This is a genomic window from Paenibacillus puldeungensis, assembly GCF_042678945.1.
Classification (GTDB): domain Bacteria; phylum Bacillota; class Bacilli; order Paenibacillales; family Paenibacillaceae; genus Fontibacillus; species Fontibacillus puldeungensis.
The window spans coordinates 317,932-333,473 of sequence record NZ_JBHTLM010000002.1; the positions used below are offsets into that span (position 1 = coordinate 317,932).

A 15,542-nucleotide genomic window follows, 5' to 3' on the forward strand; every position below is an offset into this window, starting at 1 on the left:
GGGAGGGATTAGCTTGGTTGAAATGGATGTCCAGGCCGCTCTGCGTCTCACGGGTATACAGAAGCAATTTGTTCGGTCTGGTGCTACGCGATCCGTCGAATTCCGGCTCCGCCAGCTTGAGCAGCTTAAAACAGCCATCAAGCAAAAAGAACATTTGATTATAGAAGCGCTCTATAAGGATTTGCGCAAATCGGAATTTGAAGCTTATGCCACGGAAATCGGGTATGTTTACGATACGATTGGTTACGTGATGAAGCATCTTAAGAGCTGGGCCAAGCCAAAACGGGTACGGACGCCGATCGTTCATATTGGTTCCAGCAGTTATGTGCATCCGGAACCCTATGGGTCTGTCCTCATCATCGGTCCCTTCAATTACCCATTTATGCTCGTACTCGATCCGCTCATCGGCGCGATTTCCGCCGGAAACACCGCCGTCGTCAAGCCTTCGGAATATACGCCTCACGTCTCCAAGGTGATCAGCGACCTGCTGGGAGAACTGTATGATGAATCCTATGTTCGCGTCGTCGAAGGCGGTAAAGAAGCTACCTCATCGTTGATTCATGCTCCGTTTGACTGTATTTTTTTTACCGGAAGCACTCAGGTTGGCAAAATTGTCATGGAGGCTGCGGCGGGAAACTTGGCTCCGGTTGTGCTGGAGCTCGGTGGAAAAAGTCCGTGCATCGTTGACCGGGAGGTCGATCTGGACCTTGCGGCGAAGCGGATTGTTTGGGGCAAATTTTTGAATACTGGGCAAACCTGCGTGGCGCCAGACTACATTCTCGTTCATGAGGCGGTCAAACAGGAGCTGATTGCAAAAATGAAGCAGCAAATCACCGCTTTCTTCGGTTCCGATCCGCAGCAAAGCCTTGATTATGGGCGGATTGTGAACGAGCGGCAGTGGGATCGACTGCTCGGGCTGCTTGAGCCTTCCAAAATCGTAGCCGGTGGAGCTAGCGACCGAAGCGATCTTTATCTGGCTCCGACAATTATGGACCACGTAAGCTGGAATGACAAAGTGATGGGCGAAGAAATCTTTGGACCGATCCTTCCCGTAATGGAATACCGCGATTTGGATGCGGCGCTTCAGCAAATTAACGAACGTCCCAAACCGCTGGCTTTGTATTTGTTCACGAAAAATAAAGGAACGGAGCAGAAGGTAATGGATTCCGTCTCGTTTGGCGGCGGCTGTGTAAACGATACGGTGCTTCATTTGGTTAGTCCCTATTTACCTTTTGGGGGCGTCGGTTCCTCGGGGATGGGAGCTTATCATGGGCGGCACAGCTTCGACACCTTTTCACATCAGAAAAGCGTATTAAAGAAGTCTACACGCGTTAAACTCGACTTTTTGTATCCGCCATATTCGGCTTCTAAGCTTAATGTGATTAAGAAATTTATGAAATAGGGGGACAACTCGTGAAATATAGAAGACTGGGCAAAACAGAAATGAACGTTTCCGTAATTGGGCTCGGAACATGGCAGTTCGGAGGGGAATGGGGCCAGCAATTTACGCAGAATGAAGTAGACGCCATCCTCGACAAGGGTCAGGAACTCGGCATCAATCTGATCGACACAGCGGAATGCTACGGCGATCATTTGTCGGAATCGTTTATCGGCGACTACATCAACCGCCGCAAGCGAGAGGATTGGATCATTGCGACCAAATTCGGCCATCATTTTCATGAGCGGTTCACCCGTACGGATGTGTTTGGTGCCGATGAGGTGCTTAAGCAGCTGGATGCTTCTTTGAAAGCATTAAAGACGGACTACATCGACCTGTATCAATTCCATTCGGGACCGGATGCAGTATTCGATAACGATGCGCTCTGGACATTGCTGGATAAACAGGTGCAGGCCGGCAAAGTTCGTCATCTCGGGACATCGATCGGCAGCAACGACAATGTGCACCAAACGGATGCCGCTTCCAAGGTGAACTCCGAGGTCATTCAAGTCGTGTACAACCGGCTTGACCGCGTGCCCGAAAACCGGGTGTTCCCTTCCTGTGAACGGCAGGACTTGGGCGTGCTTGCCCGCGTTCCGCTAGCCAGCGGTTATTTGAGCGGCAAATATAAGCCGGGTGCGGTGTTCGACACCACGGATGTGCGGCATCGCCATGATCCGGAGAGCACGCGCCGCAAGCTGGAGGAAGTGGAGCATATTCGGCAAACTGAAGTGCCGGAAGGTGTCAATATGGCGGAGTGGGCGCTGGCTTGGTGCTTGAAGCATCCGGCGGTGAGCGCGGTCATTCCCGGCTGTAAAAACCCCGCCCAAGTCGAGTCGAACGCAGCTGCGGCAGAGCTGGTGGAAGGATAATTTGTTTGGAGAAAGTTATACGGTATTTGTAAAACCAACCCCAGTCACCGTTTAGGTGCTGGGGTTGTCTTTTATGCGTATGGTTCGGCACACCTACACCGCTTCAACCTGCAATAAGTACAAATTTTGCTTCCGTTTTTTGCACACTTTGTCTGAGTCGTTCCGCAGATGTAATGTGCTAGGATTTAGTTGAGATGCTCAAGTGAGTAATTTCACAAACTATAGTGCTGACACAACTTGGAGGGAGAAAGATGAAAGGGACGAAAGCAGTTCAAAGGTCAATGGCTTTAGTGATGTGCATCCTGATGGTGATTGGCTTGGTTGGCTTTACTTCGGGGTCATACAGTGAAGCGAGCAAGGCCAGCTTCAAAGCCGGAACGTACACCGGGACGGCCAAAGGGCATGGTGGCACAGTGAAAGTTGAAACCAAGTTTAGTGCGGATAAAATTGTTTCGATCAAGGTGCTGGAAACTTCCGAGACAGTGGGAGTTGGGGATGCTGCTGTTGAACGCATGCCAGGAAAGATCGTTGAGGCGCAAAGCCTGGCGGTGGATGTTGTTTCCGGAGCTACGGAGGCCAGCAACGCGATTATTGAAGCCGTGAAGAGCTGTGTGAAGCAGGCGGGCGGAGATCCGCAAAAGCTGATGATTAAAACGACGACTCAAGCGAAAACCGTAAACATGAGCGCGGATGTCGTAGTCGTCGGAGCTGGCGCTTCCGGGACCGCTGCCGCACTGTCTGCGGTGGATGCGGGAAGCAAGGTTATTTTGCTGGAAAAAACCTCTGTACCTGCGGGCGCGGGAACACTGGCGGGAGGCATGTTCGCCACAAACAGCAAATTGCAGAAGGACGCAGGCATACCGGACGCTACCGAATGGCTCTACAATCAGTATATGGAGGCCAGCAATTATCGGGCAAACGGGCGGCTAGTCCGGCACGTTATCGATGAGTCCGGCCCAACCGTCGATTGGTTGATGGAGAATGGAGCCAAGTTAAAGCTGGCTGATCCTGGCGTTGGCGGACAACCTGTTCACCAAAATGATCCAAAGGAATTCGTTGGCTATGCAGAGGGCGGCTTTAAGGCCATCACTGCGCTGCACGAGTCCATCAAGAAAAAAGGCGGTCAGATCTTGTTCGATACCGCCGGAAAATCGCTAATTACGAATAAACAAGGGGAAGTCGTTGGAGTCAACGCTGTAAAAACCGACGGCACGAAGCTTGCGATCAGCGCCAAATCCGTCGTTTTAGCGACCGGAGGATTTGCTGGAAACGCTGAGATGATGGCGAAGTATTTCGGCAAAAAAGCGCCATTAGGCGCGATTGCTTCAGCAACCGGCGATGGACTGCAAATGGCCTGGAAAGCTGGTGCCGCCGAATATGGTGCCAATGTTGGACAATTCTTCTTTTTTAGCGGAGGTAAGGAAAGCGATAATATGAAGACGGCCGGGGATGTTTGGAATCTCGGCGCCATGCCGCTGCTTTGGGTGAATAAAAACGGAGAACGCTTCGTAAATGAAGAAGCCATTTTCGAGTTTGCGGCAGCCGGAAATGTTTTGTATGAACAACCTGATGCGATGGCCTGGGTCGTTTTCGATCAAGGGACGGTCGATAAAATTAAGCAAAAAGGCTTCAGCTCCATCGCTGATATTTATGGTAAGTGGAGAAACAATCCGCAATCCTATGTTGAGTTTAATGAGCCGGTGGATACGGTCGCGCTTAACAAATTCTCTGATTCTCCGTACGATTTGACTCCATTCCTGGAGGAAGGTGTGAAGATGGGTGAGGTTGTAAAAGCCGACAGCTTTGCGGAGCTCGGGCAAAAATCAGGCATGGACAAGCAAACCTTTGAATCGACAGCCAAACGTTATGCCTCCATGGGGGAACAAGGCAAGGACACGGAATTTTTCAAGAATTCTAAATACTTAAGTAAACTCAATCAAGGTCCTTATTATGCGATGAAAATTCAAACAAGAACCTTGACGACTTTAGGCGGTGTGAAGGTCAACGAAAACGTACAAGCTGTCGACGCTAATGCGAAGGCAATTCCAGGGCTGTGGGCAGCCGGAAGCGATGCAGGCGGTGTTTATGGAAACAGCTACGTGATGTTTGAAGGCGGCACCTTAGGGTTTGCCTATACTTCCGGACGGATCGCCGGGGTAAATGCTGCTGCTTACGCTAAAAGCAAGTAAAGCCGTAAGCGTTATAGCTCATATTTATTGATGAAAAAGCCGGACCGCAGGGCCTGTTTATCAGGTTTTTTGCGGTCTGGCTTTTTTGAATATACATCTTTAAAATTCCCGGGAGTAGCTCTACTAACAGAATTTGTAGTGTGAAAATAAAAGCATACGCTTATGAAAATGAAGAAAAAAATGTGACTTACTGATTCCGTAAACTTACTAAATGTATTAAGTACAGTTAAACATCGCCTTATTTGGAAGTATTGGGTATTTAAATGTAAAAAGTACATCTAAAATAAACAAAATAACCCTTATAGTACAGATTAATCTAATTTAGATGCATATTTTGCAGCTAAAATCCAAGAAACCACATTTTGCCCAGAAATAGATGTACTAAATACATTTAGTAGTGGATGGTGAGAGCGGCAAGAACCTATATGGATGTGACTTGGAGCCATTACATGGGGATTCGTGGACATGAGTAATAAGTACCGGATCGGTTGAAACCACATACCCAATTTCCTCCCCATGCTCAAACGTATGAGTTAAGACAAAGACCTAGCCGCAGGCTGGGCTTTTCTTATAGATTAAAGAAAGTATAAGTTTTCGGCGGAGCTGAAGCTTTCTTTATATCGCAAGAAAAACTTCCGCTATACGCGGTCTGTCTCCTTGGAGAGTACGTCGATAGATGTTTTTCTTATAGATACATTTTCTGAATGGCCCCGGTAAACTCCAAAATTTTGAAGGACATGTTCAAATGCAAAATAAAAGAAGGCTGCTCCAACTCGATATTCATGATCTCTTCGATTTTCTTCAGCCTATATAAAAGGGTACTGCGCTGAATATGTAAGGCACTTGCTGTTCGTGATTGATTGCAGTTGTAGATCAGATACTGATGCAGCGTAGCTGTAAAGAAAGTGCGATAGGTTTCGTCGTATTTTACCAGGTTCATAAGAGCGGGATGGCAAAAGGTCTGTAGCTGCTCGGGACAGGCGCAGTGGTCCAGCAGGTCATACAGGGCGTAATCCTCGTAGAACATGATCTGCTCTCCGGTAGGTTTTAGCTTTCTCCCCAATTCAATAGTTTTTAGGGCCTGAAGATAATGGCTCTTGATCTCTCTAAGCTGCTCGAACCGCCGACTTACCCCGCACAGCAGCGAATTGTCGCCAAGAAGGTGGGCAAGCTGCTGCAGCTCCTCCTTAGTAATTGGGGTGTTTTGGTAACGGGAAGCTACGACGACGATGCTGCCCTGGTAAATCAGCGAGTTGGTAAACCCAAGTTTTTTCTCCAACGTCTTCTTCACAAATTTCAGCAGTGTGTTGTCTTTCGCATATTCCTCAATAGAAATCACAAAGATATAAAAATGATTAGGGCACCCGGCCTCGTGAATAAAGTGTTTTCCTTCCTCGTATTGATCTGGTATAGGATGATCTTCGAGCATATGGTAGATCCAATACTCATTTTGGGACCGGATGTTTTGCGAATAGCTGCTTTTTTGCATTTCGAGTGAAATGACTTTGCTGAGAACGTCCAGCAACTCTATATCGTAATCCTCGAAGGGATGGTTGTACTCCAGCACAGAGACAAAAGCGACGGGAATTCGTTGAATATTGATGTGGCTGATCAGGTACGTAAATTCATCCACATCCGGCTCTTTCACGATCATAGGCCCGTTGTTGCGAGCCACCTTCTCGAAAAATTTCTTGTCCCGGTAGACATTATAGAAGCGTCCAAAATCATAGCCTGCGGTATAAGAGTTAAGATATTCGGATACAACCGGATCGGGATGGAGCTGCTGCGGTGTGGCAATCCGCACAAAGGACAGGTCGCACAGCGCAAACGGATTGCGCAGCATATCATAAGCCGCATTGACGATCTCCTGAAGACCGCGGTCCTCAAACAGCAAATTGTACAATTTTTCACAATCAAAAGTAAGCTTTTGGCGCATTTGCAGCATAGCGGAAATCTGATCATAAATGGCCTGAATCTCATTTTTCGTGATAAGTATGATACTAGTGGCTTGATCTGGGGCAGGAGTGCTCACGGCGATATTGCTGGTATACAGGATATTTGGACAGCCGCCTTCAAGCATCGCGGTGTAAGCCTGCGGCGAACCGGTTAAATAGAGTGTATGCCGATCCCAGTTTTGGCAGTCTCCTTCACCCCATAAGCTGCAGTGATACAGTGGAGTTTGCCAGGAAGAACCCTTATGTACCTGTGGATCATATTGCTCAAGTTTTACGGCAATAGCAGCAAGGTCGATATGCATATAAATAACCCCTTACGGAATCGATATACCTAGTATTGTAGCATAGTAACCCTCTTAAACAGTGTGAATTTAACCCGAATGTCGTATTTTACGAACCTTCTTTTTATGAGGAAACATGTGCTGTTTTGTTTATTATTAAAATTGACGCACGTTTATGGAACTGTCAGTAGATACACAAATACAATTAACAATTAATCACCATATTTAATATTTCATTTTCCCCTTTTTCTATATTTATCGCAGGCGATTTGTATATATATAAATATTATCTTTAATTACCATTATTTAACTGTTAATATATTAATTTTTTGTGTAATTTTAGTATATAAAATCCAGATGAGGAATAATATTGAAGAGAATTTTTGCTAAAAGTTTTTTAGTCTTAAGTGTTTTGTTCGCATTTTTTGTTATTTCGCCACTAGGTCAGTCATCGGCTAGTGCAAGTAGTATCGATAGCCAAATAGGTTTAATAACTAGCAGCATGGTTGACTTGAGTAACAATACTAGTGAGGGATTTATTTCTACTGACAGTTTGATTCAGCCAAATGCTGAAATCGGCCCAACATATCCTGGAACAAACGTCCAAATGAGGATAGGTGATATTTTGTACTCCACAAAGACCTTGGGTGGTAGTACACAAATCGTTGGTCATGTAGGAATTGTTGATTCAAATTATAAAGTAGTCCATGTAACCCCCGCTGTTAACGGAGGAGTTATTGATAATTTTACTACTTACATGAATAGACATGGGTCTGGTGAAACCATTGTGGTTTATAGACCTAGAGATGGTATGGGGGTAGGGGCAGCTAGATGGGCAAATTATAATTATTCTTCTGTAACTGATTATTCCATAGAGCCATTTGCAAAGATGGGAACCATAAGTCCAAATTATTGTTCAAAATTTGTTTGGCAAGCATTTTATTATGGTGAAGGCATTGATTTAATGGGTGTTAACAATACACCAGATCTTCGCGGGTTTGTTACACCGTCAAATATAGCTTATTCTCCTTATGTAGTTCGCTATACAACCTTTGTAACGCCATAATTCTATATTATTTACACCTAATAGAATTCGCCTGATGGAATTCTATTAGGTGTCACAAATATTTAAGGTATAAATAGTTGCTTATTATAAAAAGGTGAACATAAGAGGGGGGAGCAAGTTGAAGAGACGAGTTCTAATTATTGGACTAGTTACTTTGCTTCTAGTTTTTGGGGGGGCTTACACTGGTTTACAAATCAAATACAATTCGCTTGAAAAAAGCTTAAAAGATTTTCTTATTTCTAAGCAGGGTTATTCAGAATCTGACATCTTAAGTATAAAAGCAAAACTGAGCAAAATGCCACAGTTTCCAGTATATGTAACATTTGCTGATGATCCTAATACAGTTTATATCTTTACTGATAGAGGAATTTCTGATTGGACCCAAGTTGACCCCTCAACACCTCAACGCATAAATAAGGGGAATCATAAGTAAATGTGAGAAATACTGTCCATCAAAAAGAAAGCACCTTATAACTACCAAATAACCAATTGCTACATTCAGATGTGCTAGTTCACCCTGTTGAAATAGAGTTAATTTTAGAGATTTTTTCTCTCCCCTCCATTAATTATATTCGATTATCTAAGTATAAACATATTAATATAATAAAATAATCGGAACTAAGCCAAATATTGGTGTAACAGTATGCTTAATCTTTAAGAAGCTTAAAAAGGGATCATCATTTATAAGGGGTAAATGTACTATTTTGCCTATTTTTGGATTGACAGATTGACAATAATCGGGCTACTATTACATATATATTGATTAATTTCAATATATTGGATGTTACTTCTGCGGTTGGATGTTGCTTTTTCACCACGCTGCAGGCGAAACAAAGGTTTCCTTGCAGTAGTAAGCGGATTTGCTTGGGGGGTGATCGTTATTTGATGATATCCACAACCACGATTCGCGCAGAACTGGAAGACTACGTCAAGAAGAATGGGACAACCCTTCATCACTTTGCAGAATTATCAGGAGTGAATGTCGGTACGTTAAGCGGCATTATTAACGGGAACCGACCGATTTCCATCGGTCAGCTCGATCGAATTACGGTTGCGATGGGTTTCTCAGAAGGTCACTTCTATGACCTGTACGTAGAGGACTGTTTTGTTTCTAAAGCCCCGCACTGGCGGAGGCTTCGGCCGTTCTTGTTGCGCTCTGCCGAGCTGCAGCGTCATGATTGCATCAAAGAAATTTTAAATCGTCTCCTTGAAGATTTAAAGCAAGTTCCAGCCATATTCGAGACAGCTGAATTGTTGTACGAGCAGGACCTGAAAGAAGCGGCTGTAATCCTGTATGAAAGCGTCATTGAAAGCGAGAGATCGAGTCATTCGGAACGTCTGGCGATGAGTTATTATCGAATCTTCCAGGTTTATCAAAATGATGGGCGACGGGGGTTTAAGGCAGCTTTACAATTTTTGCCTTATCGTTACCGATTACCGGAGGCACTTGTTCTTGACGGTTTGTCAATGCTTATTCGGGTTTATGCGGTCAGATTCAATTGGGCTGAAGTTGAAAATTATGCGGATGAACTAGGTCAACTGGCTTGGACGTTATATGAGAAGAAGACTTGGAAGCAACCGGATTTTCATCCTAAGTATCCCCTAGTATTTTATTATGGGAGGGCCTTTTTGTTTAAATCCGGCACCTACGAATACCGTGGTATGTATGAAGAAGCCAGGAAATGGATTGCCTGCTATGCAGATTTAAGTTGGTTCGAGGGATTGGATGACGAGGCGAAGGCGGAAGTCGAACAGTTAAAAATGTTCGCGAAAGCCAATTACTTATGTCTGGATATTAAGGCAGGTAACCTTAATCGAATACCTGAATATGTTGCTTTCCTGGAAGCTCATTCGCAAGAGGTTGTCGAGGGTCTAATCACTTTGATGGAATCGGCCAATAGGCACAATTTTTACATTGATGAGGTTATTGTCAAATTTACCGAACAAATTGAGTGCTATAAGAATTTTGGGAGGGACCATTGGCTGGCGGTAAACGAAATAGATCTTGATTACTCTAATCAACCTCCTTACGTTTTCCGATATGCTGTGTTTTTCCAAAATTATGCCATCTACCATTTCAGGAAGGGTTCATATGAAGAGGGGCTAACCCATATTCTCCAAAGCATGGAAATGTCCTTTAAATTGAGCAGCAGAGATTTACATGCTAATACTAGTATGGCCATCTATGAGCTTTATCGGCAATTTGCTACAGAAGAGCAAAATCAGAAATATACTAAACTTTGTAGAGAGGTGTGGGAAAATGAAAAAGAAAATGTCCTGGGCGGTTTCGGCTATGCTTATGCTTAGTTTCACGTTTTTGGCCAGCGGCAATATCTTTACAACTTTTATGCATGGTTGGGGATAAAATTAGGTGTAAAAACAAATACAACCTCGGGGTCAGCTATTTTAGCTGATCCTTTTCATTTGTCTAAATTTCAAAAAATGGAAATCTTCTATCTCATTGCAGTATGTTTCATTATGCAATATTTGGCAACATCTTCTAATATATTCATAGGGTGATTACTATGAATAATTCTGAGCAAATCAGACTTCGTATAGAATTGGAAAGACAAGAACTCAATCGGTTGGCGCAAAAGTACGGGCTGCGACATAAGCGGGTGATGCATCAGTCGGTCATTCTCGATGGGCTAATCAATAAGTATAATAAGGTTATGTATACAGGCGCACAAAGAAGGAAGCCAATCGCGTAGATTGGCTTCTTTGTCCGGCGGTCAATTATCTATTGCTGGATTTTTTCAACCTCGACAATGGGGATCGATATTTGATTTGATTCGCTTGTTGTCCCACCTTGCTGTCCTTTCAGTACTTCTCCGATTTTTCCCATCAATTGCTCATCAACATTTATTTCAGCGTATTGTTTGAAGCGTCCTGTGACGGTTATATTTGCCGCATCAGCGGGAAGAGTGAAATCCCCTCTTAGAAGCACTAAGCTATTATTGCCCATAACTAGCGCTTCACCCGATCCGGACTGGATGACAGTACAGGTAAACCGAACGAGAGATTCGGGATGCTGGCTGACTTGATCAGCGGAAATATCCTGAATATCCTCTTGAATGCCTGCGAACTGATATTGATCTCCTGAACGAACAAATATCGCCGTTTGCCCGGCGCCTTCGCCTACCGGATTGACCGCCTGAAGCGTTCCATCCGGCTGAATTGTCAGGCTGTCTGCTTCTATGGAGTATAGCGGCGAGATGCTGTTCTCTTGTACTTCAAAGGCGGTATAAAGGGCATTTCTCGTCTCAGAAGCCGCTTCAATGACAATGGCAGGGTGATCTGCCGTGCTCAGCTTTGGCTCGATGGCAACCGAACGAATCTGCACCTGTGGCGACAAGTCCTGGCTGGTTAAAACCTGAACACTATCGTCTTCATTCATCCGGCCAAAATATAACTGATTGTTCTGGTCCATAGCCACTACATATACCTTCGATCCGAACTTGTGACGTCCGCTCACCACATGCGCATAGCTGCTGCCACCCTGCGGGGTAGGAAGCATCCGAACGGGTTCGGCCATCGTCCAGGCCAACTCGGTCGCGCTTATTTCCGCCTGCGTGTCCTGATAATGGCCGATGGCTGTGTACAGTTCGATCGCTTCCTGATAGTGGCCGTTTGCTGCATTTTTCCCGGCTTTGCGCATCAACTCATCCATCCGTCTTTTAACCAGGGTCAATACGTCGGATTTTGGATGGGCGGAGCTGGCGAAAGTCGTGAACTGCTTGGAATGGGTGGCGAAAGCGGTATAGTCGCCGGTGTCCCAGTCCCGTTTCAAGAGTGATTCTACCAAGCTATCTACTTTGGCAACAATCCATGGAGCTTCCAGGTTATCCGATTGATACTCAGCAAGCATGGAGGTGGCGTTGTCCAGCATGGATTCGACAAGCCCTTTGGCAGCGATGCGAGTCAGTTTAGTATCGTCATATCGATGGAAGGCTGCTTTTAGCTCATCCATCCATTTCTGCTCTGTACCGAAAAAATGAGCAGGGATGCTCAGTAGATTCTTTTTAAAAGATTCATCCTCATAGTTCGAAGTGGCTAGATTTTGTTCCAGTTGCTGTAGAAACATCGTTTTGAAATTTTTAAAATAGCTGGTGAAGCTTGGTGAAATGCCATAATTCTCTGACACCTGACGATAATACTTGCTGTAAGGCCCTTCGGGCGTCATGTAACGGCTTCGTACCTGCTCAAGCTTGGTGTATGCCTTCATAAGAAGCTCGAAATCATGCTCGTGATCCGCTTTGGAAGCCTGCTCGGCAACATCCCGCAAATCGTTCTTCATGGCGGTAATGGGGGCGAGCTCGTCAAGCCGAGAGGAAATGAGGTTCTCCTTGTACAGAATCGTCCGGTTGTTTTGGGCTTTCCGGTACCACTCCTCGGCTTCTACAAGCTGCTTTTGCTGGAATAAACGTTCTGCGGTCTTAACGGCTTCGAGCTTCTGCGCGATCCCAATTCCCTTGTAAACGAGCAGAGGAACCGTCATTAAACATAATAAAATGAGCAGATTTTGCAGGGTAAACCATCTTTTAACCGTCATATACACTAGACCTCGGCTTTATTTGTTGAAAGTCGGCATCCCATTCGTATTTCTCCTTATGGATTCGGGCGGTCTCGGCCATCAGCTCTCCCCAATCCAGATCAGGCGACTCAGAGACCATTCGGAATATTCTGAGAAACCGATCCTTGGGAAGCTTGCGTGCATAACGAGCAATGAAAGCCGAATAGTTTAGTACATAGCGTTTTAACCTGGTGGCAGCTCCGGCCACACCTACGAGGATATCTTCTCCTCGTTCCATATCCAAAATTTGCCGCTCGTACTTAATTACATATTGAAAAGTTCTGTCTTTAATGAGTTCACGCTTGATTTTGGCAAGCTCGCCAATATAGGCGGCAAGGTCGGGATCGAAATCCACCAGTAGGAGCGGTTCCAATTCCAAATCCATATCTTTCCGCAGTACAAACGACTGCAAAAGGATAAGCTGCAGCTTTCGGATGTGATCGTTACGAATCAGAGCGGCTACTTCCCGCATCATTTCATAGGAACGGCCCTCGTCTTCTTGGGCAGCGGCGGCCTCGAGATTACGAACCAGGCCTGCGACAATTTTGTCGCGATCCCGTTGAAACAGTTCGCTCAGCTTGAGCGAAGTCCGGCTATCCGAGGTTTTACGGTGTACAAAATAGAGCAGCCCGAGCAATAAAACCCCCGCTGCGGCCGAAATAGCTATAAGCTGAAGGGTTTGGCTGAAAAGAACGGCCAGCAGCGTAATAAATAACCCTAGCAGCAGATCAGCATGCTGGGTACGCACCGCTATTTGATGCGCCTTTTCCGAAATCGATTGAAGACCAGGCTTGCCGCAGACGCTGCACTTTTCCTCATCCAGTGCGGTATAGCTCTGGCAATATTTGCAGCATTTTAACTTTTCGTAGGCATGTTTCGTTTTTAATGGAGGGTGCAATAGGATCGTCTTTTTCTTGTTCATAGCTATCTCTCTTCACTGTTAATTAATTGCAGCAATCTCTTGTCGAGCTCTGGAGGAGCAACGATTTGGTTTCGGCGAGAGTAGTAGATAAAAGATTTGATGATGACAAACAGAAATAACAGGGTGAGGCATCCGTATGTAACCATACACCGTTTCCTTTCGTATTTAATGTTGAGAATGATGATAGAATCTTGGCTATATTCTAAAAATAGCTCGGGTTTTGGTGAAATGTGGTAATGATATCTTGTTTTTACTTAACCTTTTCTTAAGGATTATCTATTATCATTAGTATAGTATATATCTGGAATGAGGCTATTTTCTATTTCAAAATAAAGGGGCAATATTATGCAGCAGCATTGTTATAGACAATCTTTACGTATATTAACGGTTATGATGGTCTTTTGGTTACTGGTGTCCGGCGCTGGTGCCGCCATTTACGGGACCGCAGCAGCGGCGGCGAAAGGAGCCCAGACTCAGCAAAGTTCATTGATCGACGCCGTGCTTGTTACGGATATAAGCAACTCGATGAATACAAGCGACAAGGATAAAGTCGGAAACGAAGCGATGAAGATGTTTATTGACATGCTGTCCGCGAGGGGTGACAAGGTAGGAATTGTGGGCTATACCGATAAGGTGCAGCGGGAGAAGGCCCTCCTTGAAATCAAGTCTCCGCAGGATAAGCAGGATTTGAAAGACTTCATCGATGGGCTGGACAGAGGGCCTTATACCGATATTGCGGTAGGTGTCGAAGAGGCGGTGAAGGTGCTGCAAAACGGGGCAGAGCCGGGGCATGAGCCGATGATCGTTCTGCTTGCCGATGGAAACAACGATCTTAATAAAAAAGCGGGACAGTCGCAAAGCGAGTCGGACCAGAAGTTGGGTGAAGCTGTAAAAGAGGCCAAAACAGCCGGCATTCCGATCTATACGATCGGGCTGAATGCGGATGGCAAGCTGAATAAGGCGCCGCTTGAAGACCTGGCCAACCAGACGGGAGCCAAATCGTTCTCAACCAGTTCGGCCGACGATCTTCCGCAAATTCTTAGCGAGATTTTCGCCAGTCATTTGAAGCTTAAAATCGTACCTATTAAGAGCATGACAGGAACCGGCAGCTTCCAGGAAGTGACGGTTAACGTTCCAAATGCCAGCGTGCTTGAAGCCAACATTTCCATAATGTCATCGAAGCCGATTGTGGCGGAGCTGGTTAACCCTTCCGGTGGCAAAGTGGGCATACCGTCGAAAGCTGTTCTTTTGTCAAAGTCGAAGAGCTATTCCCTGATTAAGCTGTTAACTCCCGTCGAAGGAGATTGGAAGCTGAGGGTGAAGGGGGCGGCCAAGGACAAAATCGACATTAACCTCATCTTTAACTACGATCTCAAGCTGGAGATGGACCAGATTGCCTCGAAAAGCTACAACCCTGGTGATGAGGTGAAAATTGGAGCGTATCTGACAAGCAACGGGCAGAAGCTGCCAAACGATGAGCTGTATAAGACTATGAATGCTGTGCTTATCGTTAAGGATATCGACAGCGGTGATACGAAACAAATCAAACTGAACAGTACCGGCGACAGATTCGAAGGGAAGTTTAGCTTTTCCAAAGCCCATGACTATGAATTGAAGGTTCGTGCGGAGGATAAAAGCTTCTACCGGGAATCCGCCCCGGTCAAGCTGAGCGCCAAAGGAAATGCCGGAGGGAAAGCCGCCGGGACAACCGGTCCGAAGGCAGGGGAAGAGAAGCCGTTTCCTTGGCTGGTCGTGGCCGGTTCGGCGATTGCCTTGGCCGTGATTGCCGCAGTTGCTTACTTTATAGCCAGTGCGGTCAAGAAAGCAAACCTTGGATTTGTGGGCCAAATCGTCATCGAAATCCGGGACGAGAATACGAACGAGAAATCCTTCCCGCAGTATAAGAAGTTAACCGCGTTCAAGGGCAAATTCAATCTCCATCAGCTCCTGCAGCTGGCACCTGAACTTAAGGAAACGGAGAAAATCGTGTTTACGCCGGCCAAAGGGGATCGCATTACACTGCGCAACGCCTCGGACGCGCCTATTGAAAAATCCGGCCGGGTGATCGATGCAGCTGCCGGGCTTGAGCTTAAGAGCGGTGATCGCGTGTCCTTGTCGCTGCAGCATATCGACAAGACGATTTTTATAGAGTATCTGGTTTGATCGCCAATGCTTCCGAAGCGAGTTTTGTACGAAGTTACATACGGACAAAGCAACGCTCCCAAAACTTTTAGGAGGACAAATTC

The 15,542-nt window shown here is 45.7% G+C and carries 11 protein-coding genes; 8 read left to right on the top strand and 3 right to left on the bottom strand.

Annotated elements, in window-relative coordinates:
* Nucleotides 1-22: 22 nt before the first annotated feature.
* From ACFQ3W_RS04110 to ACFQ3W_RS04120, 3 genes are all read left to right on the top strand, one after another.
* On the top strand, nt 23-1,402 hold the full coding sequence (locus ACFQ3W_RS04110; RefSeq protein WP_379317209.1) for an aldehyde dehydrogenase: 1,380 nt from the start codon (nt 23-25) through the stop codon (nt 1,400-1,402).
* An 11-nt stretch (nt 1,403-1,413) separates the two neighbouring features.
* Nucleotides 1,414-2,310: an aldo/keto reductase gene (locus ACFQ3W_RS04115; protein WP_379316893.1), complete on the top strand. Its 897-nt coding sequence runs from the start codon at nt 1,414-1,416 to the stop codon at nt 2,308-2,310.
* A 251-nt stretch (nt 2,311-2,561) separates the two neighbouring features.
* Nucleotides 2,562-4,499, top strand: a complete 1,938-nt coding sequence (locus tag ACFQ3W_RS04120) for an FAD-dependent oxidoreductase (protein ID WP_379316895.1) — start codon at nt 2,562-2,564, stop codon at nt 4,497-4,499.
* 685 nt (nt 4,500-5,184) lie between these two features.
* Here ACFQ3W_RS04120 and ACFQ3W_RS04125 read toward each other — a convergent pair.
* Nucleotides 5,185-6,756, bottom strand: coding sequence for a PucR family transcriptional regulator (locus ACFQ3W_RS04125; RefSeq protein WP_379316897.1), 1,572 nt, complete (start codon nt 6,754-6,756; stop codon nt 5,185-5,187).
* Between the two features lie 349 nt (nt 6,757-7,105).
* Between ACFQ3W_RS04125 and ACFQ3W_RS04130 the strand changes: the two genes are divergently transcribed.
* The 4 genes from ACFQ3W_RS04130 (at nt 7,106) to ACFQ3W_RS04145 (ending at nt 10,512) form a co-directional block, all read left to right on the top strand.
* A complete protein-coding gene (locus ACFQ3W_RS04130) occupies nt 7,106-7,801 on the top strand; it encodes a hypothetical protein (RefSeq protein WP_379316899.1) in 696 nt (231 codons plus the stop codon).
* Nucleotides 7,802-7,919: 118 nt separating this feature from the next.
* Entirely contained in the window at nt 7,920-8,234 is a 315-nt protein-coding gene (locus tag ACFQ3W_RS04135; RefSeq protein ID WP_379316901.1) for a DUF3139 domain-containing protein, read from the top strand.
* A 452-nt stretch (nt 8,235-8,686) separates the two neighbouring features.
* Nucleotides 8,687-10,108: a helix-turn-helix domain-containing protein gene (locus ACFQ3W_RS04140; protein ID WP_379317211.1), complete on the top strand. Its 1,422-nt coding sequence runs from the start codon at nt 8,687-8,689 to the stop codon at nt 10,106-10,108.
* Between the two features lie 218 nt (nt 10,109-10,326).
* Nucleotides 10,327-10,512 (top strand): Spo0E family sporulation regulatory protein-aspartic acid phosphatase, encoded by a 186-nt coding sequence (locus ACFQ3W_RS04145; RefSeq protein WP_379316903.1) that lies wholly within the window; start codon nt 10,327-10,329, stop codon nt 10,510-10,512.
* Between the two features lie 29 nt (nt 10,513-10,541).
* Here the strand turns inward: ACFQ3W_RS04145 and ACFQ3W_RS04150 are convergent, their stop codons facing one another.
* On the bottom strand, nt 10,542-12,353 hold the full coding sequence (locus ACFQ3W_RS04150) for a hypothetical protein (RefSeq protein WP_379316905.1): 1,812 nt from the start codon (nt 12,351-12,353) through the stop codon (nt 10,542-10,544).
* On the bottom strand, nt 12,343-13,296 hold the full coding sequence (locus ACFQ3W_RS04155; protein ID WP_379316907.1) for a hypothetical protein: 954 nt from the start codon (nt 13,294-13,296) through the stop codon (nt 12,343-12,345). The genes ACFQ3W_RS04150 and ACFQ3W_RS04155 overlap by 11 nt, the downstream gene beginning before the upstream one ends.
* 345 nt (nt 13,297-13,641) lie before the next feature.
* On the opposite strand from ACFQ3W_RS04155, the gene ACFQ3W_RS04160 reads away from it, so the two are divergent.
* The gene (locus ACFQ3W_RS04160) at nt 13,642-15,459 is read left to right on the top strand and encodes a vWA domain-containing protein (RefSeq protein WP_379316909.1); all 1,818 of its coding nucleotides are present in this window, start codon (nt 13,642-13,644) and stop codon (nt 15,457-15,459) included.
* The last annotated feature ends 83 nt before the right edge of the window (nt 15,460-15,542 follow it).